The sequence below is a fragment of the Pseudomonas sp. PB105 genome (assembly GCF_009764655.1).
Taxonomy (GTDB): Bacteria; Pseudomonadota; Gammaproteobacteria; order Pseudomonadales; family Pseudomonadaceae; genus Aquipseudomonas; species Aquipseudomonas cyclaminis.
The window spans coordinates 61,187-80,843 of the sequence record NZ_RWIO01000084.1; the positions used below are offsets into that span (position 1 = coordinate 61,187).

19 protein-coding genes and 2 pseudogenes are annotated in these 19,657 nt (G+C 61.5%); 10 read left to right on the forward strand and 11 right to left on the reverse strand.

The features are described from left to right. Positions 1–804 carry a 4-hydroxy-2-oxoheptanedioate aldolase gene (gene hpaI, locus EJD88_RS20305; RefSeq protein WP_112194650.1) on the forward strand — a complete coding sequence of 268 codons (804 nt, stop codon included), beginning with the start codon at positions 1–3 and terminating at the stop codon, positions 802–804. Between the two features lie 87 nt (positions 805–891). Here hpaI and hpaR read toward each other — a convergent pair whose 3' ends face one another. Then, positions 892–1,314 (reverse strand): homoprotocatechuate degradation operon regulator HpaR, encoded by a 423-nt coding sequence (gene hpaR / locus EJD88_RS20310; protein ID WP_099584498.1) that lies wholly within the window; start codon positions 1,312–1,314, stop codon positions 892–894. A gap of 237 nt (positions 1,315–1,551) precedes the next feature. Here hpaR and EJD88_RS20315 point away from each other — a divergent pair, with 237 nt between their 5' ends. From EJD88_RS20315 to EJD88_RS20340, 6 genes are all read left to right on the forward strand, one after another. After that, positions 1,552–2,850, forward strand: a complete 1,299-nt coding sequence (locus EJD88_RS20315; RefSeq protein ID WP_158878856.1) for an FAD-binding oxidoreductase — start codon at positions 1,552–1,554, stop codon at positions 2,848–2,850. Between the two features lie 32 nt (positions 2,851–2,882). Continuing rightward, complete coding sequence (locus EJD88_RS20320) at positions 2,883–3,248, forward strand: cupin domain-containing protein (RefSeq protein ID WP_158878857.1); 366 nt, start codon at positions 2,883–2,885, stop codon at positions 3,246–3,248. Positions 3,249–3,304: 56 nt separating this feature from the next. Next, positions 3,305–3,964 (forward strand): helix-turn-helix transcriptional regulator, encoded by a 660-nt coding sequence (locus EJD88_RS20325; RefSeq protein ID WP_158878858.1) that lies wholly within the window; start codon positions 3,305–3,307, stop codon positions 3,962–3,964. Positions 3,965–4,048: 84 nt separating this feature from the next. Continuing rightward, entirely contained in the window at positions 4,049–4,870 is an 822-nt protein-coding gene (locus EJD88_RS20330; RefSeq protein WP_099584494.1) for a molybdenum cofactor biosynthesis F family protein, read from the forward strand. Then, entirely contained in the window at positions 4,863–5,663 is an 801-nt protein-coding gene (locus tag EJD88_RS20335) for an SDR family NAD(P)-dependent oxidoreductase (RefSeq protein ID WP_158878859.1), read from the forward strand. The genes EJD88_RS20330 and EJD88_RS20335 overlap by 8 nt, the downstream gene beginning before the upstream one ends. Next, a complete protein-coding gene (locus tag EJD88_RS20340; RefSeq protein ID WP_158878860.1) occupies positions 5,656–6,426 on the forward strand; it encodes an SDR family oxidoreductase in 771 nt (256 codons plus the stop codon). Before EJD88_RS20335 ends, EJD88_RS20340 begins: the two co-directional genes overlap by 8 nt. A gap of 50 nt (positions 6,427–6,476) precedes the next feature. On the opposite strand, the gene EJD88_RS20345 is transcribed toward EJD88_RS20340, so the two are convergent. The 8 genes and pseudogenes from EJD88_RS20345 to EJD88_RS20375 form a co-directional block, all read right to left on the reverse strand. Then, positions 6,477–7,094, reverse strand: a complete 618-nt coding sequence (locus tag EJD88_RS20345; protein WP_099584491.1) for a TetR/AcrR family transcriptional regulator — start codon at positions 7,092–7,094, stop codon at positions 6,477–6,479. A gap of 15 nt (positions 7,095–7,109) precedes the next feature. Beyond that, complete coding sequence (gene feaR / locus EJD88_RS20350) at positions 7,110–8,072, reverse strand: transcriptional regulator FeaR (protein ID WP_112194634.1); 963 nt, start codon at positions 8,070–8,072, stop codon at positions 7,110–7,112. A gap of 118 nt (positions 8,073–8,190) precedes the next feature. Further along, positions 8,191–8,775 (reverse strand): DUF3156 family protein, encoded by a 585-nt coding sequence (locus tag EJD88_RS20355; RefSeq protein WP_158878869.1) that lies wholly within the window; start codon positions 8,773–8,775, stop codon positions 8,191–8,193. Further along, complete coding sequence (locus EJD88_RS20360) at positions 8,756–10,255, reverse strand: APC family permease (protein ID WP_158878861.1); 1,500 nt, start codon at positions 10,253–10,255, stop codon at positions 8,756–8,758. Before EJD88_RS20360 ends, EJD88_RS20355 begins: the two co-directional genes overlap by 20 nt. 252 nt (positions 10,256–10,507) lie before the next feature. After that, positions 10,508–10,819 (reverse strand): annotated as a pseudogene (locus tag EJD88_RS27600) (methyl-accepting chemotaxis protein); the annotation flags it as partial. After that, positions 10,805–11,398 (reverse strand): annotated as a pseudogene (locus tag EJD88_RS27395) (PAS domain-containing protein); the annotation flags it as partial. The pseudogenes EJD88_RS27395 and EJD88_RS27600, both read right to left, overlap by 15 nt. A gap of 179 nt (positions 11,399–11,577) precedes the next feature. After that, positions 11,578–12,510 carry a p-hydroxyphenylacetate 3-hydroxylase reductase component gene (locus tag EJD88_RS20370; protein ID WP_158878863.1) on the reverse strand — a complete coding sequence of 311 codons (933 nt, stop codon included), beginning with the start codon at positions 12,508–12,510 and terminating at the stop codon, positions 11,578–11,580. A 56-nt stretch (positions 12,511–12,566) separates the two neighbouring features. Next, entirely contained in the window at positions 12,567–13,736 is a 1,170-nt protein-coding gene (locus tag EJD88_RS20375) for a p-hydroxyphenylacetate 3-hydroxylase oxygenase component (protein WP_158878864.1), read from the reverse strand. A gap of 236 nt (positions 13,737–13,972) precedes the next feature. Between EJD88_RS20375 and EJD88_RS20380 the strand changes: the two genes are divergently transcribed. From EJD88_RS20380 to EJD88_RS20390, 3 genes are all read left to right on the forward strand, one after another. Next, positions 13,973–15,460 (forward strand): aldehyde dehydrogenase family protein, encoded by a 1,488-nt coding sequence (locus EJD88_RS20380; RefSeq protein WP_158878865.1) that lies wholly within the window; start codon positions 13,973–13,975, stop codon positions 15,458–15,460. A 238-nt stretch (positions 15,461–15,698) separates the two neighbouring features. Continuing rightward, positions 15,699–16,562, forward strand: a complete 864-nt coding sequence (locus EJD88_RS20385; RefSeq protein WP_158878866.1) for a sensor domain-containing diguanylate cyclase — start codon at positions 15,699–15,701, stop codon at positions 16,560–16,562. A 238-nt stretch (positions 16,563–16,800) separates the two neighbouring features. Continuing rightward, on the forward strand, positions 16,801–17,943 hold the full coding sequence (locus EJD88_RS20390; protein ID WP_158878867.1) for a polysaccharide lyase family 1 protein: 1,143 nt from the start codon (positions 16,801–16,803) through the stop codon (positions 17,941–17,943). 58 nt (positions 17,944–18,001) lie between these two features. Here EJD88_RS20390 and gspF read toward each other — a convergent pair whose 3' ends face one another. Beyond that, positions 18,002–19,207, reverse strand: a complete 1,206-nt coding sequence (gene gspF / locus EJD88_RS20395; protein WP_158878868.1) for a type II secretion system inner membrane protein GspF — start codon at positions 19,205–19,207, stop codon at positions 18,002–18,004. Further along, a partial coding sequence (locus EJD88_RS20400) for an ATPase, T2SS/T4P/T4SS family (RefSeq protein WP_160385065.1) occupies positions 19,207–19,657 on the reverse strand: 451 nt, incomplete at its 5' end. The genes EJD88_RS20400 and gspF, both read right to left, overlap by 1 nt.

Sequence of the window (19,657 nt, forward strand, 5' to 3'; positions counted from 1 at the left end):
ATGGATATGCCTATCAACACCTTCAAGCAACGCCTGCACAGCGGCGAACCGCAGATTGGCCTGTGGCTGGGATTGTCCGATGCCTACTGCGCGGAACTGGCCGCCAACGCCGGCTTCGACTGGCTGTTGATCGACGGCGAACACGCCCCCAACGACCTGCGCGGCATGCTCGGTCAGCTCCAGGCCGTGGCACCCTACCCCAGCCATCCGGTGATTCGCCCGGTCATCGGCGACACCGCGCTGATCAAGCAAGTGCTCGACATCGGCGTACAGACGTTGCTGGTGCCGATGGTGGAAAGCGCCACGCAGGCCCGGGAACTGGTCAAAGCGATCCACTACCCGCCCAACGGCGTGCGCGGCGTCGGCAGCGCTCTGGCCAGGGCTTCACGCTGGAACAGCATCGCCGGTTACCTCGACAAAGCCGACGAGCAGATGTGCCTGCTGGTGCAGATCGAAAGCCGCGAAGGCCTGGCCAACCTGGATGCGATTGCGGCGGTAGAGGGTGTGGATGGGGTGTTTATTGGCCCTGCTGACCTCAGCGCCTCAATGGGTTATCGCGGCAACCCCGGTCACCCTGAAGTGCAGGCGGCGATTGAAGATGCCATCGCCCGTATCCGCCAAGCGGGGAAAGCCGCCGGTATTCTCAGCGCCGATCAGGCATTGGCCCGGCGTTACATCGAACTGGGTGCCGCGTTTGTGGCGGTAGGCGTGGACACTACGGTGCTGATGCGTGGGCTGCAAAGCCTGGCGGCGGCGTTCAAAGATGCACCGGCGCCCGCAAGCACCGCCGGTGCTATCTATTGACGATGCGAAGGTCACCGAGGCCTTAGAGCCGAATATCAGTCCAAATGTGGGAGGGGCTTGCCCCCTCCCACATAGGGAGATCGGTTATCAGCGCTTCAGGGTTTTGAGCTCATTGAGCAACGTCAGCAGCGTCTGCAACTTCTCCTCGCCGAACCCGGCCTGCAAACGCTGATAATTGGCCTCCATACATTGGCTCATCGAAGCGAAACAGGCCTGCCCCTTCTCGGCCAACCGCACCAGCACCCGCCGCTGATCCTGCTGCGCCTTGCGCCGCTCAACCATCCCTGCCGCCTCCATGCGCACCAGCACACCCGTCATGCTTGGTTTGAGGATGCACGCCAGCTCTGCCAGGCGATTGATCTCCAGCTCATCGTGCTGGCTCAGGATGCGAATGACCCGCCATTGCTGCTCGGTCAAACCGTGCTGGTTAAGGGACGGACGAAAAAAACCCATGGCGGCTTCACGCGCATGGAGCAAAGTAAGGGTCAAGGATTGGCGCGGTTTGGGCATGGGCACTGGCGTCGCAATTAGTTAACAGATTAACAACATTCTAGCATTGGCCATCAGTCGCCGTGTGCAGCTTTACCGCCGTGCGGGATCCATGGGTGACATTGGCAGCCACGGTCAAGACCGGCGGCACACAGAATCAAGACACCTACCGCTCGGAAGGCAGTTAATACACCCCAACAGGCACAGAGCTGTTTATCGGCTCTGCGGTGAGTTCCCCTTCACTTTCCAGGCTGCGCCATGATCAATATCGAAACGCCGACCTACTACTCGGCAACCAAGAAATACAACCTCAGCTTCCCGACCCTTGAACAGGACGTGGAAGCCGACGTGGTAGTGATTGGTGGCGGTTTCTCCGGCATCAACACCGCCCTGGAACTTGCTGAAAAAGGCATCACCAACATTGTGGTGCTCGAAGCGCGCTACCTGGGCTTTGGCGGCACGGGCCGCAACGGCGGGCAGATCATGGCGGGGATCGGCCATGACCTGGAAAAGATCAAGCAACAAGTGGGCGATGAAGGCCTGCGCCAGATCTTTGAAATCAGCGAGCTGGGCGCCGGCATCATCAAGGACCGCATCGCCAAATACGCGATCGACGCCGACTTCTGCCACGGCTACGGCTACATGGGCTTCAACGCCCGCCAGGAAAAAACCCTGCGCGCCTGGGAGAAAGACTTCAAGTCGATCAATACCCAGGATGAAATCCGCTTTCTGGGCGGCTCCGAGGTCAAGCAGATCATTGGTTCCGACGCCTATACCAGCGCGTTGCTGCACATGGGCGGCGGGCATGTGCACTCGCTCAACCTGCTGCTGGGCGAAGCCAAGGCGCTGGCCAGCCATGGCGTGCGCATCTATGAGCACAGCCCGGCGCTGGAAGTAAGTTATGGCGAGCGCATCACTGTGCGCACCGGGCGCGGCTCGGTCAAGGCGTCCAAATTGCTGTGGGCCTGTGACAGTTTCCTCAACAAACTCGAACCCGAGCTGCACAAGACCACCGTCAACACCTACGCCTTCCAGTTGATGACCGAACCGCTGTCGGACGAGATGATCCAGCGCATCAGCCCGATACGCGGCGCCTACAGCGACATTCGCCCGGTGATCGACTACTACCGCGTCACCAACGAAAACCGCCTGTTGTTTGGAGCCGCCACGCCGTTTGTCGAGCACATCCCGCTGGACCTCAAGGCCTGGAACCGCAACCTGATGCTGAAGATTTTCCCGTACCTCAAGGACGTGAAGATCGACCTGGCCTGGGGCGGCCCGATGGCGACCGGGACCAACCTGTTTCCGCAGATCGGCACCCTCAGCGGCCGCCCGAATGCCTTTTACGTGCAGGGTTACGCCGGCTTTGGCGTCACGCCCAGCCACATCATCTGCAAGGTCCTGGCCGAAGGCATGAGCGAAGGCTCATCGCGCTACGACCTGATCAGTTCGGTCAAGCATGCGCAGATCCTGGGCAAGGACCATATCCGCCCACTGCTGCTGACCGCCGGCAAAAGCCTTCATCAACTGTCGGGTTACTTCAACGGTCGTCGTTGATGCCCACCGTTTCATTCTCAAGGAGAACTGCCATGCCCATTACCACGCTCAAGAAAGACATCCAATTATCCGACCTCGATGCCTGGGGCACTGTTGCCGACCTCGGTTCCGAAATCCTTGAAGGCGAAGTCAACGCCTTTGGCAAAATGACCTTTGGCGCACCGACCGACGCGGTCAGCAGTGCCTATTTCGGCACCACCCAAGGCAAGTTCCGCATGGTTTACCCATTCGCGGAACAGGCCACCGTGGTCACCGGCGAAGTGGTGTTGACCGATGAAAGCACCGGCCAGAGCACCCGCTACAAGGCCGGCGACAGCTGGTTCGTGACCAAGGGCACGGCGGTGCTGTGGGAGGTTGTGAGCGAGAGTTTTGTGAAGCATTATTTCGCAGTTGTCTGATGGTTCTGGCTGCCGGCTTCGGTCGGCAGCGTTTTCTCCGGCGCAGGTGACCGACCATGCACGCCATCCCCGCTCAGGAAGTCGCCGGCCATTGCCTGCAGGCGTTCACCCAGCTCGTGCCCGCCAGCCAGGCGGCGTTCTATTGTGTCGACCGCCAGCTTCAAGCCCGCGACTTCCGGCTGCACGGCATGAGTGGCGAGATGCACCGCGACTACCTGGACAACTACCGACAGTTCGACCCGTTGCAACCGCGCAATTGCCTGTCCACCGGGCTCGCCGTGGTCCCGCTGGGTCTGGCCATGGCCCGGCAACCCCTGCGTGACAGTCGCCGCTATCGGGACTTTCTGGCGCGTTACGGAGTGGTCGACGTGGTGGAAATTGTCGCCCATCGCGCCCACCAGCCCCAGGCCGCCATTTCGTTACTGCGCACCGCCGCACAAGGCGCCTTTACCCCCGACCAATTGGCGCAACTCAATGCCTTGCAGGCCTTGCTGCAAATGGCGGTGGTCAACATGCAGCCCTGTGACGATGCATTGGCTGCCTTCACCCCCAAAGAACGCCAGATCGCGTGGTTGTTGCGGCAAGGCGCAAGCAACAAGCAACTGGCGCTGGAGCTGAACATCGGCCTGCCCACCATCAAGACCCACCTGATCCATCTGTTCCGCAAGGCGGGCGTGAGCAACCGCACCGAACTGGTGACGGCACTGTTTCTATAGCGGGCTCAACCATTCGGTTGATAGGCGGGTGCGCGGCTCCAGCCCATGCTCCGGGTTGTCCATCCAACCCACCGGAGCCATGCTATGACCACCCCATCCGACTGGATCACCGTAGGCGCCCTCGCCGACGGTTTCGCGCCTGACGCGTTCATCCTGCCCAACCTCGCCGACCTCAACGGCAAGACCTTCACCCTGCACTTCGCCAATGGCTGGCAGATCGAGCACCGCTTCGAGACCGAAGCGCTGCACTGGCATGCCGCCGATGGACATTCCAGCGGTTCGGCGGCCTACCGCGCCACGTCGGTGCGGCCGGGGCTGTACCTGGTCGACTTCATCAAGCACGAAGCCGGCCAGGCGTGGTCGATCAGCCTGGTGCTGGACACCGCCACGGCGTCGTTCACCGCCGTGATCGGCCGCATGCCGCGCCGCGAGCAGACTGAAGAAGGCCTCTACAGCCGCGCCCTGGCCGGCAAGGCATTGACCTCGGTTGAGGTGGACTTCCTGCACGGCAGCCTGGATCAACCCTGGCAGCCCGGGATGTGCCCTCACGCGCCAACCCAGGAACTGACCGGTTTGCGCAATCTGTATCGCTACAGCCCCAGCGAAGTGTACGAGCACATCTACTTGAACGATCAGTTCTACGCCTGGCAATGCATCAAGGGCGTTGAGCAAGGCCTGTGCGATACCGACCGCTGCCACTACTACAAAATCGCCGAGGAGCTGTACCTGTTTGTCTGGCGCGAAAAAATCATCCCGACCTTGGGCCTGGTCTTGATCGACCTGCAACAGCACCGCAGCGACGGCAAGATTTTCGGCTATGCCGATGCGTCCTTCGCTGAGCTGTCGAACTTTCCGGTCAGTTCCTATTGCCAAGTACTCAACCGCACGGAGTATCCCGATGCCTGACCCACGCACCGTCGTCATCACCGGCGCAGGTACCGGCATCGGCGCCGCCTGCGCCCGGTTGTACGCCGCCGAGGGGGCCAACCTGGTCCTGATCGGCCGGCGCCGCGAGCCGTTGGAACAGGTGGCCGGGGAAACCGGAGGCCTGGTCCTGGTCGGCGATGCGGCCTGCCCCGATACCTGGGAAGGGTTTATCGCGCACATTCGCACGCGCTATGGCCGACTCGACGTGCTGCTGGCGTGTGCCGGTGGGCACGGCGTCGGCAGCGTCAGCCAAACCAGCCCGTCCACCTGGGAAGCCGCCTTGCGCAGCAACCTGGACAGCGCGTTCTACAGCGCCCGCGCCTGCCTGCCGCTGCTGATCGAAAACGCCGGCAATATCGTGCTGCTCGGCTCCATCGCCGCCCTGGCCGCCGGGCCTGAAGTCTGCGGCTACACCACCGCCAAGCATGCGCTGCTCGGGCTTAACCGCTCGTTGGCACGGGACTATGGGCCGCGTGGAGTCAGGGTGAACGCAGTGTGCCCAGGCTGGGTGACCACGCCGATGGCCGATCAGGAGATGCTGCCGTTGATGGACTTTTACGGTGACACCTTGCCGCAAGCCTATGCCCGCGTCTGCGCCGACGTGCCGTTGCGCCGCCCCGCCAGCGCTGACGAAATCGCCAAGGTGTGCCGCTTCCTCGCCAGCCCCGATGCCTCGATCATCACCGGCGCAAGCGTGGTCGCGGACGGCGGTTCGAGCATCGTCGACGTACCGACGCTGGCCTATGCCCATCTGGAGACTGCCCATGGCTGAAGACTTGAATTTCAGCGGCAAAACCGTGCTGGTCACCGGCGGCGCCCAAGGCATCGGCCAGGCTATCGTCGAGGCGTTCGCCTGGCGCGGCGCGCGCGTGATGATCGCCGACCTGCGCCTGGCGCAAGCCCAGGCACTGGCCGAAGACTTGTGCGTGCGGGGCTGCCGGGTCGAAGCCATGGCACTTGATCTGGCGAATACCACCGCCGTGTTCGACGCCGTCAAGGCCATAGACCAGGACTGGAGCCGCCTGGATATCCTGGTGCACAACGCCGGCTACTTCCCCTTGACCCCCTTCGCCCAGATCACCCCCGCCGTGCTGGAACGCACACTTGCGGTCAACCTCTCGGCGCTGTTCTGGCTGACCCAGGCCGCCTTGCCGATGTTCCAGCGTCAAGGCGGCGGCTGCGTGCTGGTCACCTCATCGGTCACCGGGCCGCGGGTGGCCTATCCGGGCCTCAGTCACTACGCGGCGTCAAAGGCCGGGGTCAACGGGTTTATCCGCAGCGCGGCGCTGGAACTGGCCGGCGATGGGGTACGAGTCAACGGCGTGGAACCTGGGATGATTGCCACACCGGCCATGGGCAACCTGGGCGATGGGCAAGTCAACGCCGACATCGCCAACCGCGTGCCACTCGGAAGGCTCGGCGCGCCGGAGGATATTGCCGGGGCGATGCTGTTCCTGGCATCCGACCTGGCGGCTTACATCACCGGGCAGACTATTGTGGTAGATGGCGGGTCGACGTTGCCGGAGGTGAAATAACCGCTGCCGGGTCAACTGCGGGAGGGGGCTTGCTCCCTCCTACATTTTGATCAGGGTGTGTTCGTGGAATAACGCCCGGCCCTTTCCAGCATTGACAGTGAATCACCGAACACCCGCGACAACGCCGCCAACCGCTTTACGTAACCCTGTGGCGTCGAATAGATCAACTCCACATGCAAGCTGTCGACGATGCCCAGGTAGGCATCGCAAAACACCTGCAGCGCCTCGGGCTCTACCCTGCTGTACCGACCTCGTGCTGCACGCTGGAAGTCTTCACGGATGCAGCCCAGATACCCCTCGAATCCTGCGGTAATCACACCGCGAATCTGCGCTGGCGGAAAGTACGCCGTGCGCAGCAGAAAGCGCAGGTGCGCCGAGCCTTCATAGCGGCCAATCAAGCGCTCAAGGTGCAAGTGCCCTGGCATCCCCGTGCCCCCGGACTCGTCCTGGAAGCACCCCGCGATGTAGTGATGTTCGTGGTCCAGGGCAATCTGAAAGACCGTCTGAAACAGCGCATCCTTGCTCACAAAATGCGCGTACAGCGACGCCTTGCGCATGCCCGCACCGGTCGCGATGTCGTTCAGCGACGAGGCGTCGTATCCATGATCGGCAAAGTGGTCGACCGCCACCGCACAAATCTTACTGGCCGACAGGCTGAGCGCTTTCATTGATCAACCGATAACCTAAGCCGCGCCGACCGCTTGTTGCAGGTGGGTCGACCGAAAGTCCTTGGGCGACAGCTCGAATTGCTTCTTGAACGAGCGGCTGAAGTGCGCCGAATCGGTGAAGCCCCACTTGTAGGCAATCGAGGTGATCGACTCGCTCTTGAGGAATGGGTTGGTCAAGTCATCCGCGCTGCGCTTGAGCCGCGCCCGCTGGATGTAGCGGCAGACGCTGTCGTCCTGCTCTTCAAACAGGCGGTACAAGTGTCGCACCGAGATGTTCAGCCGATTGGCCAGGCCCACGGGGCTCAAGCCCGGTTGAGTCAAGGACTCATCGATGACTTTCTGCACATAGCTGCGCAGGTTGCTGCCTTGCAATGAAGCGGCGCTGTCACCCTGGGTGTTATCCACGTCAAACGCCGAACCCAGCAAGGACACAAACGCCGCCTGCAAGGCCTGGGCCTCTTCCATCGAATCCTGACCCTGCAGCCCTTCCCGGCACAGTTGGTCCATCAGCACATGGAGCATCCGCCCACAGGCCTTGCTCGATGAGATCTTGCCGAAGGTTTTCGAGGCGTTGCCCAGTTGCTTGCAGACTTCGTTGCGCGAGAGAGACAGCGACGCGTGTTCGATCAGGCCAAACGGGCTGATCTCGATTGAGCCGGTGGAATCCATCAGCAGCATGTCACCTGGCGCCAACTGGATAACCTCGTCGTTCTGGGTGATCTGGCAATAGCCGCTGCGCTGGCTGACGAGGAAGCAATGCTGGTCGTTGTCGTGATCGGGGTTGGCCCGTACGCGCTTGATCAGGCCGGCATTGGTACGCAGGGAAGCCAGTGACAGGCAGCCCCGTGAGAGCGTCGACACCTCGCCGATGAACAGCGAACGGTTGAAGGCCAGTTCAGTGTCGAAATGGCCGCAGGCCGCTCGCAAATCCTGAGTCCAGGTATCCAATCCAGGGTGCGCAGATTGATAGGTGCTCATGGCAACTCCACAGTGGCTTCTTGTTTTTGTCGGCCAATAGTTAACATGTTATCTATATAGGCGCAACAACTACGTAATGCCGTGTGTAGAAGCAGTAATGATGCCAAGTAACCAAAAATCAGAACGCGCCCAGCGCCCGCTTCAATCCCGTCAGGACATCGAACAAAGCCTCTCGCTGCGCACCGCTCAAGGCGATATAGCGACGAAACGCGGGCATGCGGTTGACCACCTCGCTGCCTCCCATGTGTTCAAGCCGTACCTGCCAATGCAGGCCGTCCAGTTCGATGCGCAGGCGCTTGAAATCCAGCACCATCAACGCGTGATGCAGTGCCTGATCTTGCTTCAACGCAACTTCCAGCCTGGGCAGCAAAGTCGGCGCACCCGCCCGTTGCCGAAACCCCAGCCCCGTGCGCCGAATCGACCCGCGGTGGTGCAGCTCAAAGCGTGCATTGCCCTGCTCTGAGGCGGGCACTTTGATCACGAATTCAGTCATGACCAGGTGCATCAGCAACTGCGATTCAGTGCGCTCGCCAACCGCCACTTGCAGGCCGCCATCACCCAGTCCGAACACCGCGCCTGTCGGTCCCGTCGAGGTAAAACCCGCCAGGCCAAGGTTGCGGCGCAGGTACTCAAGCGTGACGCCGGGGCGGTAGCCGGCCGGGGCGCGTTGGGCACTGAACAGCTCAGACAGCTTTTGCAGCATGCTCGATATACCCGTAGTGAGGGTTGCCAGGCTCATGGGAAAACTCCTTGGCCAGCACGTCTTCTACCGACGCCGGCTTGAATGGATTGACCTTCTGCACCACCAATGTCCAGAACAGCGCATAGGTCGCGGTGATCCCGAGCATCACGCCAAACGGCACATAGATGTCGGCGGGATTCATGCCCGGTGGGGTGATGAACCACATGCCCAGCAAGATGCCGACGCTGGACAGGATCTGCGGCAACGGGAAGAACGGCGAACGATAGGCCCGTGGCAGATCAGGACGACGAATGCGCAGGATCACCACCGACAGCGTCACCAGCAGGTAAGAGAAACTCCACGCACACACCGCAGCCAGCACCAGGTGCATGATGTTGTCGGTATTGCCGCCCAGCCACAGCGCATACAGGCACGGGATCAGCATCGCCACCAGGATGCACACCAGCGGTGTCTTGAAGCGCGGGTGCAGGTAGGTGAACACCTTGGGCAATGCACCGTCCACGGCCATGCCGTAGAGAATCCGCGGTACACCGGCCATCAGCGTGTTGATAGTGGCGGCACCGGCAAACAGAAAACCGATCCCCAGCCACAGCGGCCCGACCTGCCCCATGACCTGCTCGGCAAATCGGGGGATCGCCATCGGCGTGTCGAGCAGGTGCACGCCCGAGGCGGCGTCCAACAGCACGTTTTCGACTTGGCGCTTCATCGCCGCGCCATAGATGAACATGCAGGTGGCCACGCTCAGCAAGCCCAGAATCATCGCCTTGGGCATGACCTTGGCCGAGTTGCGCAAGTCCGGGGCCAGCGGCGTGACAAACTCACAGCCGACAAACATGAACATCGCCATGCCCACCAGCGACAGAATGGTGATCAGGTCAGTGCCCACCAGCGACACGCCGAACCAGCCATCCAGTTGCACCGCCGGTGCCGCAATCAGGCCCATCACGCCAAACACCATCAGCGTGGTCCACATGCCGAAGGTCAGGATGATCTCGGCCCGGCCAAAGGCGCTGACCCCGAAGGCATTGAGGATGCCGAACACCACGACGAACCCGACCCCCAGCAACCAGGAACCGCCGGCCGATTCCGCGAGGGTATTGAGGTGCTCGAAGTTCACCAGGGCCATAACGCCGGACAGAATGGTCTCGGCGGTGCCGGCGAACACATGCACGATCAAGTAGGCCGACAAGGTGCCGGTGATCGCAAAGAAACGCCCCATGCCGCAATTGATGTAGTCGTAGACCGAACCGGTGGTCGGCAGGATCGAGGCGGCTTCGGCAAAAGTGGTCGCCTGGGCCAGCATCATCACCACCGCGATCAACATCGCCACCGCAAAGGCGCTGCCGCCGATCCCGAACCCCATGGTCGCGGTAAGAATCACCGGGCTGGCCATGATCAGGCCAATGGTGCTGGCCAGCGCGGTCGGAAAGCCGACGCTGCCTCGTTTCAAATGCTGTGTGAGCCGGTCATTGATCGACATGGTGCGGATCCTCGAAAGCGGATTTCTTAGTGGATGCATCGAGCCGTACAAGGAGCCGGCGATAACGCCCTCCCCAGCCAGTCCCTGATCGAAACGGCATCGAGCCAAATCACTGTGCGCCCAGGACATACCGAGCGTCTTGTCCATGTCTGCCGCCGCTTTTGTTGCTGCCTGCCAACGCCTGCGGCTGGGCTGCCTCAAGGCGACCACGTTGGAAAGCCTCACGGTCGTGCCCGCTTTCTAGTGTTTGTGCTGATGCAACATCGTCTGAATCTGATGGGTCGCCTGGCGGGTGTTTTCCGCCAGCTTGCGTACCTCATCGGCCACCACTGAAAACCCACGGCCGACCTCACCCGCCCGCGCCGCTTCAATAGCAGCGTTCAAGGCCAACAGGTTAGTCTGGTCGGCGATGCCCTTGATCACACTCACCACGGTGGCGATCTGGCCGTAGGTTGCCTGATTGTGCTCCAGCAACTGCTGATGGGTGGTCTTGGCCGACTGTTCATCACTGATGTCGCGCACCGCGCCGATTACCCGCGTCAACTGCCGCTGGGCATCGCGCACCGCCCGCCCACGCTCGCGACACCAGATGTAGCCACGGCTCTTGTGGCGCATCCGGTATTCGAATACATACTCGCCGCTGCCATGGGACGCGAGGATTTCCCGGTCGAAGATCGCCATGATCTTGGGTAAATCATCGGGATGGGTGACGCTCACCTGAGCATCCCAGCCATCGGGCAGCTCATGGGGAGCATAGCCCAGCAGCAGGCGAAACTGATTGAAAATCCGCATCTGGCTGCCGGGGTTCTGCACGTCGCCGTTGACCACCGTGATGTCCCAGCAGCCTTCAGTCATGGTGGAGAGCAGCAGCTCCCAGATCTGCGTTTCGTGTTGATGCTGATCGCAAAGCTGCCGGTATTGGTGCACCTCAGCGTCCAATGTCCCCTCACGCTGGCGGGCCTGCTCCAGTTGTTGTCGAAGGGTTTGAAGCGCCTGTTCGCTGATTGCCTGCTGGGTAGCCTGGTCCCTGGCGGCGGCCTCGGCGAGAAGCCGTTGGTGGTCTGCCTGTGCAAGCTGTTGAGCGAGCTGTTGCCTGAGAGACTCCGCGAGGTCCTGCATCGGCTTTTTTTTCCTGAAGAACATCGGTCTGTCCTTTGCGCATCGAGTCTAAACCCTGGATCTGATCGCAAACCGACCGTGATTGCTTGTACGAGCCTGCAAGGGACTTGCGCCTGGCTGCCACACACGATGTGGGAGGGGCTTGCCCCCTCCCACATTTGACCGGCTGTGTCTGCAGGACCGGTGAACTGCTCACCCGCTCATCAGCACTGGCTGATCAACTGCTTGAGCACCGTCTTGAAGGTTTCGATCTGGTCCTGGCTGAACTCGGCAAACACCTTCTCCTGCTGCTCCCGCGCAATCGCCCACAGGTCTTCGGTCTGCTCGACGCCGGCTGCGGTGAGGCGTACGCCGTGTTCATCGTCGTCCACCAGGCCCTTGCGCTTGAGGTTCGCCACCGCATCTTCAATTTCCCGCACTGGCATCGCCACTTCCCGCAACAGCTCGCTGGGGCTTAGCCGGGCATCATTCTCCAGCACCATCAGCATCCGCGCCTCGTTGGTGCGCAGGCCGGTGGACAGTTGCCGGGGCTGGTAGCTGGATTGGTAGGCGCGTACCGCCTGGGTCATCAGGTAGTACAGGTTGTGGCGCAGTCGCCCTTGGAAATGGCTGCTCGGAGGTTGGCTTTCATCACGTTTGGTCATGCGCGTATGGGGCAGGACCATGGAGTACGCGCCCTGATGGTAGAGCAGCGGCGCGCGGCCGAAATCGTCGAAGGCCACCACCTTGCCGATCATGATCCAGTGATCACCGCCATCCACTTGCTGGTAGTTCTCGCAGTGAAACCGCGCCGAACAATCGGCGAACACCGGTGCACCGCCCGCCCCTGGTTCGTACGCGATCTCGGCGAAACGGTCGTCCTTGGGCCGCGCAAAATTGTTCGACAGGTCAATCTGGTCTGCCGCCAGCACGTTGACCGCAAAATGGCTGGCCTGCTCGAACACCTCATGGCTGTTGGAGCGTTTGTCGAGGCTCCACAGCACCAGCGGCGGGTCGAGAGACACCGAGTTGAAACTGTTGGCGGTAACACCCACCTGGCGCCCGGTAGAGTCGGCGGCGGTGACCACGGTGACGCCCGTGGCGAAGTTGCCCAGGGCGCGGCGAAAGGCCCGTGGGTCGAAGATCGATTCAGACATGCAAGACTCCCGGGCTGCGTCAGGCGCAGCCCTGATTGTTGTTTTCAAAAGCAGCTTCAGATCATGCTTGGATCGGGCTCCAGGCCCATCAGCTCGCGGCCGAGGATCTGCGCGCAGACGTCGTAGTCGGTGTAGGCATGGGCGCCGGTCATGTGCGAATCGCGGAACAGGCGCTGCATCTCGTTGTGTTCGAACCAGGCATTGCCGCCGGCGGCTTCGAACAGGCGATCCACCGCCTGGATGCACATCTTGGTGGCATACGCCTGGTTGGTGCGCCAGAACGCCAGGGTTTCGCGGCTGGGGTAGCGTTGCTGTTCACTGTGCTCGGCATGTTCGGCCCAGGTCTTTTCCAGAAACGCCCGCGCAGCGCCGACCTGGTGCGTCGACTCGGCCAGCCGCATTAACGCCGGAGTCGCCGCACCGACCGCAGCGCCGGTGTAGGCACGCACCCGCGTCCTGGTCTTTTCGCGGAACACCTCCAGCATCCGCTCGGCGACGCCCAGGCTCACTGTGGAAAAACCGCTGGCGAAATACGGACGGTAAGGCGAGTAAAATACCTTGCTGTCCGGGTACAAGCCGAAGCCTGCAGACTTGCCCTCCATCATGTCCTTGGCCTTCTGGATGCGGTGCTCCGGCACGAAGGCCTTGTCGATGATCAGGGTCTTGGTGCCGCTGCCTTTCATGCCCGCCGCAAACCAGTCGTCGCGGATCTGATAGTCGCTGCGCGGCAGCACCGCAAAGCAGTAATCCTGAGTGCCCTCGGCAGTGGGCCGACGGAAACCGACAATCGCCCATTCAGCGTGGTCGCAGCCGCTGCTCCAGCCCATCTCACCGCTGAACAACACACCGCCCTCGACCGCCTCGGTGCGACCGAACGGCGCGATACTGCTGCTGGCCGTGGCATTCGGGTCCAAGCCCCAGACTTCCTGCTGCAACCGGGCCGAAAACAAGGCCAATTGATGACTGTGGGTGCATAGCAAGCTCATGGCCCAAGCCGTGCTGGCGCAGGCTCCGGCGAGCAACGCAATACAGTCGGCAAATTGTGGCAGCGACAACTCCATGCCACCGAACGCCTTGGGCTGGAATGCACGGTGCAGGCCGATGCCTTTGAGCAGCGCAATGTTCTCGGCAGGCACCTTGCGGTCCTGCTCGGCCTGGAAGGCATTGGCGGCGATGGTCGGCAATACGGACTTGAGGTCTTCGAGGAGCGGGTTTGGCTTTTTCATGGATGGCCCTGCTTATTATTGGATGTCCGGGCAACCCCATGAAGCGAGGCGTGGCGCCGGATGCAGGGCCAGTATGGAGCGCGGCTTCCCCGCCGAACATGCACCTTCCAGAGTCAAGATTGTACTTTTCACAGGGCTGGCAGCCACAGACATAGCGCTCGGCAGGCACAGTCAAGCCGGGCACTCCCGTGAGGATTAACCTCGGGGCTTTCTTTGTTCGCGATCAGGAAAACCCCATGAGCGATATTTCACTGCTGCCTCAGGTCGACGCCTTCCTCGCTCGACACCACGCGCTGTTTATCGACGGTGGCTCTGTGCAAAGCCACTCCAGCCGCACGCTGGACGTGATCAACCCGGCCACCGGCCAGGTCATCGCCCAGGTCGCCGATGCCGACCCGGCCGATGTCGATGCGGCTGTAGCGTCGGCACGGCGTGGCTTCAAGCAGTGGTCCCAGGTGGCACCGGCCGTGCGCGGCAATGTGCTGCTCAAACTGGCCGACCTGCTGGAGCAACACCGCGAAGAACTGGCGCAGATCGAAACCTGCCAATCGGGCAAGATCATCCAGATTTCCCGCGCATTCGAAGTCGATCAGGCCGCGCATTTTTTGCGTTACTACGCCGGCTGGGCCACCAAAATCAGCGGCCAGACCATCACCCCGTCGCTGCCCTCCTTCGCTGGTGAACGCTACACCGCATTCACCCTGCGTGAGCCGGTCGGGGTGGTGGTCGGCATCGTGCCGTGGAATTTTTCGACCATGATCGCCATCTGGAAGCTCGCCTCGGCGCTGGTGACCGGTTGCAGCGTCATCATCAAGCCCAGCGAGTTCACGCCGCTGACCATCCTGCGCATTGCCGAACTGGCGATTGAAGCCGGCCTGCCTGCCGGTGTGCTGAACGTACTGACCGGTGGCGGCCTGGTGGGCAAAGCCCTGATCGAACACCCCGGCACCAACAAAGTGTCATTCACCGGCTCGGTGCCGACCGGGATCGCCGTGGGCCAGAGCGCCATGGGCACCGGACTGACCCGCACTACCCTGGAACTGGGCGGCAAAAACTCGGCCGGATTCCTGCGCGATGTGGATCTGGACAAGGCCGTCAACGGCATCATAGAGGCGGGTTTCCTGCATTCCGGGCAGATCTGCGCCGCCGCCGAGCGCTTCTTTGTACATCGTTCACAGATCGAAGCGGTCATGGACTCACTGGCCAAACGCCTGAGCAGCCTGAACATCGGTTCGCCCCTGGATGAGCGCACCGAATTCGGTCCGGTCACCAACCGCCAACATCAACTCAAACTCGGTGAGTTCTTTGCCAAGGCCCGCGCCGAAAACAACACCATCATTCACGGCGGCCACCTGATCGACCGTCCGGGCTGCTACGTCGAGCCGACGATCATCCTCGCCAACACCGTCAACGACACCTTGCTCAACGAGGAGACCTTCGGCCCGATCGCCACATTCTTCCCCTACGACACCGAAGAAGAGCTGCTGGCCTTGATGAACAACACGCCTTACGGCTTGAGCGCCAGCCTCTGGACCAATGACCTGGGCAAGGCCCTGCGCATGGTGCCCGCCATCGAAGCCGGCACGGTGTGGGTAAACATGCACACCATGCTGGACCCGGCGGTGCCGTTTGGCGGCAATAAATCCTCGGGGATAGGCCGGGAGTTCGGCAGCGCATTCATTGAGGATTACACCGAGCTGAAATCGGTGATGATTCGCTACTGAACCCAACCGCGAGATTTTTCGGTTTCCTTGTGACGGCCTTTACGGTTCTGGCTATCAAACAACGCGCGCCTGGAAAAAAGCATACAAGGTGTCCCATGGGACAGAGTCAAGCATGTCCGGGCCTGACTCCACCTGCCTCGACCGCTGCACCGGCCATCAAAAATGTGCAGAATTGCTCGTCGCGCCCCGCCATGATCGGGCTATGATCGGCCGATATGAACCGGATGCTCGATGCCCCATGCCCGTAGACCTGCAAGCGCTGTACCCCAAATTGATCCACCTGATGCTGGATACGGTGTTTGTCGTCGACAGTGATAACCAGATTGTCTTCGTGAGCGACGCCTGCGAAGCCCTGCTCGGCTACCGTGCCGAAGAGCTGACGGGCACGCTGATCACCCGGTACATGCACCCGGAAGACCTGGCACGTACGCGGGCCTCGATTGTCCGGGTCATGAATGGCAAACCCCATGTCGACTTTCGCAACCGCTATATCCGCAAGGATGGCAGTGTCGTGCACATCCTGTGGGCGGCGTTCTGGTCCCAGGAAGTCGGCGCGAGGATCGGGGTCGCACGGGACGTGACGGCGCTTACCCAGGCCGAAGAAGAATTACGCTTCCTTGCCCATCATGATCCGCTGACGGCGCTGACCAACCGGTCGCTGTTCAATGATCGACTGGACGGCGCCCTGCTCGCCGCACGGTCTCACAACAGTGCCCTGGCACTGCTGTTTCTGGACATCAATGACTTCAAGGGCATCAATGACGTGCATGGCCATGCCATGGGCGACCGGGTGCTGTGTGTGATTGCCCGCCGGTTGGAACGCTGCGTGCGCGAGAGCGACCTGGTGGCCCGGATGGGCGGGGATGAATTCACCGTGCTGTTGGCGGATGCGCCGTCGCGGGACGCGATTGGCGCAAAGGTGGCGCAGATCCTCGCGGTCATGGCCGAGCCGCTGGGCGCTGAGTTTGGTGGGGTAAAGATGCCGTCCTGCAGTATCGGCGTGGCGATCTATCCGGCGGACGGAGAAGACGCCGATACCCTGCTCAGCCATGCCGACGGTGATATGTACCGGATCAAAAGACACCGGTCTGCCGCTGAGTGACGAGGGGCATTGAGGCGGCTGGGCCTTGTAAACGACCCATCGCCAACCACACCTCGCCATTTGCGAAAGAAAGCACATCATTACGCAATCAGTGGTACGACAACATTCAAATCACATGATAGTATTTCTCATGCAGCGGACGTTCGATTCGCTGCACCAGTGGCAAGGACGTCCGCTCGAGAAACGCGCATGCCTGTGCGCGTTCAACTACTCAAGTTAATCAAGGATCTGATTACTCATGACAAAACCCTCAGCTTTCACTGCTTGCAAACTGGCTAGCGCCGTTGTCGGCGCCCTGCTGTTTTCCAGCGTTCCAGCCCACGCAGCGGACATTTGGCTGGATTCGGCCACGACTGGCTGGGCCACTCAGAACGGCGGGACCAAGGGTGGTTCCCGTGCAGCAGCGAATAACATCTACACGGCAAAAAACGCCGCCGAACTGAAAACCGCACTGAAGGCTTCGGTCGGCGCCAACGGCCGCATCATCAAAATCACCGGCATCATCGACATCAGCGAAGGCAAAGCTTATACGACGACTGCCGATATGAAAGTACGTGGTCGCCTGGATATTCCCGGTAAAACCACCATCGTCGGCACCACCAGCAATGCCGAAATCCGCGAGGGTTTCTTCTATGCCAAGGAAAACGACGTCATCATCCGCAACATCACCATCGAAAACCCTTGGGACCCTGAGCCGATCTGGGACAAGGACGATGGCAGCGCGGGCAACTGGAACTCCGAGTACGACGGCCTGACCATCGAAGGCGCCAACAACGTATGGGTCGATCACGTGACCTTCACCGACGGCCGCCGCACCGATGACCAGAACGGCAGCGCCAATGGCCGTCCGAAGCAGCATCACGACGGTGCGCTGGACGTCAAGAACGGCGCCAACTACGTGACCATTTCGTATTCGGCGTTCAAGTCCCACGAGAAGAACAACCTGATCGGTTCCAGCGACTCACGCACCACCGATGACGGCAAGCTCAAGGTCACCATCCACAACACGCTGTTCGAAAACATCTCGGCCCGTGCGCCGCGCGTGCGTTTCGGCCAGGTGCATCTGTACAACAACTACCACGTGGGCAGCACCAGCCATAAGGTCTACCCGTTCTCGTACGCCCATGGCGTGGGCAAGAACTCGAAGATCTTCTCCGAGCGTAACGCCTTCGAGATCAGTGGTATCAGCGGTTGCGACAAGATCGCCGGCGACTACGGTGGCAGTGTCTACCGCGACAGCGGCTCGACCCTCAACGGCAGTGCCCTGAGCTGCTCATGGAGTTCGAGCATCGGCTGGACCCCGCCTTACAGCTACACCCCACTGGCTGCCGACAAGGTCGCCGCCGACGTCAAGGCCAAGGCCGGCGCCGGTAAGCTCTAAGTGACGGAGCAACATCAGTGAAAGGAAAGCCCTCGGTGACGAGGGCTTTTTTGTGCGCCTACTGCACCAATTGGTTGATCTCGATGATCGGCAACAACACCGCCAGCACGATCACCAGCACCACCGCGCCCATCACCACGATCATCAGGGGTTCAAGCAGTGCGGTCATACCCATCGCCCGGCGCTCGATATCGCGGGACAGCGTTTGCGCTGCACGATCCAGCATCGGCGGCAGCGAGCCGGTTTTTTCGCCGCTGGCGATCAGGTGGATCAGCAATGGCGGGAACACTTTCTCCACCGCCAGCGCCGTGGCCAGACTGACGCCTTCACGCACTTTGGCAGTGGCTTCGTTGACACTTTGGCTCAGGCAATCGTTGGACAGGGTCTGGCGCGCAGCTTCCAACGCACGCAGCAACGGCACCCCGGCGCCGCCGAGAATCGCCAGGGTCGACGCAAACCGCGCGGTATTGAGCCCCAGCACAAAGCGCCCGATCAACGGCAGGCGCAATACCCGACGATGCCAGCGCAAACGCGCCACGGAGTTGCGCAGGTACACCCGCCAGCCCCATAACCCTGCCACCAGCGCGCTGAAACACAGCCACCCCCACCCGCGAATGAAATCACTGGCGTTGAGCATGACCAAGGTCAATCCGGGCAAGTCTTGGCGCGCCTGGGAAAATGCGCTGACCACCTGCGGCACCACGTAGCTGAGCAGGAAGATCACGATAGCAATCGACACCAGCCCGACGACTCCCGGATAGATGAACGCGGTGAGGATTTTACTGCGCAGGTTGTTACGCTCTTCGATGTAATCGGCCAGCCGCTCCATGACCTGGGCGAGGTCACCGGACTCTTCCCCGGCCGCAATCAGCGCCCGGTAAATCTCTGGAAAGTCCCGTGGCCGTGCGGCCAAGGCATCGGCCAGGCGCATGCCACCGCGCACATCGGCACGCACCGCAGTCAGGGCCTGGACGATGTGCTTGCGCTCGGCCTGTTCCACCGTGGCACTCAACGCTGCCTCCAACGGCAGGCTGGCGCTGAGCAGGCTGGCCAACTGTCGGGTGGCCCAGGCCAGGTCGTTGTCGGACAGCTTGGCGCTGAACATCCCCCCGCGCCCAGGCTCACTGTTCTCAAGCTGGACTTGCAAGGCGGTCAAACCGCGCCGGTGCAACAGGCTGAATGCTTCGCGCTGGCTGTCGGCCTCCAGGTGCCCGGTCTCAACCTTGCCCGTGGCGTCGGCGGCCTCAAAACGGTAGCGGTTCATCAGGCGTCCCGTGTCACGCGAAGCACTTCTTCAGGCGCGGTCACGCCGCTGCTGACCCAACGCTCGCCGTCTTCACGCATGCTGAACATGCCGGCGTTGCGCGCTGCGGCTTTAAGCGCCTGTTCGCCGGCGCCCTGATGGATCAGCGTGCGAATGTCATCGTCAATGCAGAACAACTCATGAATGCCGGTGCGGCCGCTGTAACCCGTGTGATTACATGCAACACACCCCAGCGGGCGCCAGGTGCCTGGACTGGCGGAATCTTCTTCCTTGCAGTGCGGACATAGCCGGCGTACCAGGCGCTGCGCCAGAACGCCGAGCATTGACGACGCCAGCAAGAACGGCTCGACCCCCATATCGATCAAGCGATTGACCGCCGACACCGCGTCGTTGGTGTGCAAGGTGGCCAGCACCAAGTGCCCGGTAAGCGAGGCCTGCACGGCGATCTGC

Excerpts from the sequence above, each read along its gene's own strand:
- hpaR (WP_099584498.1), bottom strand. The coding sequence starts at position 1,314 with ATGCCCAAACCGCGCCAATCCTTGACCCTTACTTTGCTCCATGCGCGT.
- hpaI (WP_112194650.1), top strand. The coding sequence starts at position 1 with ATGGATATGCCTATCAACACCTTCAAGCAACGCCTGCACAGCGGCGAA.
- EJD88_RS20330 (WP_099584494.1), top strand. The coding sequence starts at position 4,049 with ATGACCACCCCATCCGACTGGATCACCGTAGGCGCCCTCGCCGACGGT.
- EJD88_RS20320 (WP_158878857.1), top strand. The coding sequence starts at position 2,883 with ATGCCCATTACCACGCTCAAGAAAGACATCCAATTATCCGACCTCGAT.
- EJD88_RS20370 (WP_158878863.1), bottom strand. The coding sequence starts at position 12,510 with ATGTCTGAATCGATCTTCGACCCACGGGCCTTTCGCCGCGCCCTGGGC.
- feaR (WP_112194634.1), bottom strand. The coding sequence starts at position 8,072 with ATGAGCACCTATCAATCTGCGCACCCTGGATTGGATACCTGGACTCAG.
- EJD88_RS20340 (WP_158878860.1), top strand. The coding sequence starts at position 5,656 with ATGGCTGAAGACTTGAATTTCAGCGGCAAAACCGTGCTGGTCACCGGC.
- EJD88_RS20390 (WP_158878867.1), top strand. The coding sequence starts at position 16,801 with ATGACAAAACCCTCAGCTTTCACTGCTTGCAAACTGGCTAGCGCCGTT.
- gspF (WP_158878868.1), bottom strand. The coding sequence starts at position 19,207 with ATGAACCGCTACCGTTTTGAGGCCGCCGACGCCACGGGCAAGGTTGAG.
- EJD88_RS20345 (WP_099584491.1), bottom strand. The coding sequence starts at position 7,094 with ATGAAAGCGCTCAGCCTGTCGGCCAGTAAGATTTGTGCGGTGGCGGTC.
- EJD88_RS20385 (WP_158878866.1), top strand. The coding sequence starts at position 15,699 with ATGCCCGTAGACCTGCAAGCGCTGTACCCCAAATTGATCCACCTGATG.
- EJD88_RS20360 (WP_158878861.1), bottom strand. The coding sequence starts at position 10,255 with ATGTCGATCAATGACCGGCTCACACAGCATTTGAAACGAGGCAGCGTC.
- EJD88_RS20325 (WP_158878858.1), top strand. The coding sequence starts at position 3,305 with ATGCACGCCATCCCCGCTCAGGAAGTCGCCGGCCATTGCCTGCAGGCG.
- EJD88_RS20355 (WP_158878869.1), bottom strand. The coding sequence starts at position 8,775 with ATGCTGCAAAAGCTGTCTGAGCTGTTCAGTGCCCAACGCGCCCCGGCC.
- EJD88_RS20375 (WP_158878864.1), bottom strand. The coding sequence starts at position 13,736 with ATGAAAAAGCCAAACCCGCTCCTCGAAGACCTCAAGTCCGTATTGCCG.
- EJD88_RS20335 (WP_158878859.1), top strand. The coding sequence starts at position 4,863 with ATGCCTGACCCACGCACCGTCGTCATCACCGGCGCAGGTACCGGCATC.
- EJD88_RS20380 (WP_158878865.1), top strand. The coding sequence starts at position 13,973 with ATGAGCGATATTTCACTGCTGCCTCAGGTCGACGCCTTCCTCGCTCGA.
- EJD88_RS20315 (WP_158878856.1), top strand. The coding sequence starts at position 1,552 with ATGATCAATATCGAAACGCCGACCTACTACTCGGCAACCAAGAAATAC.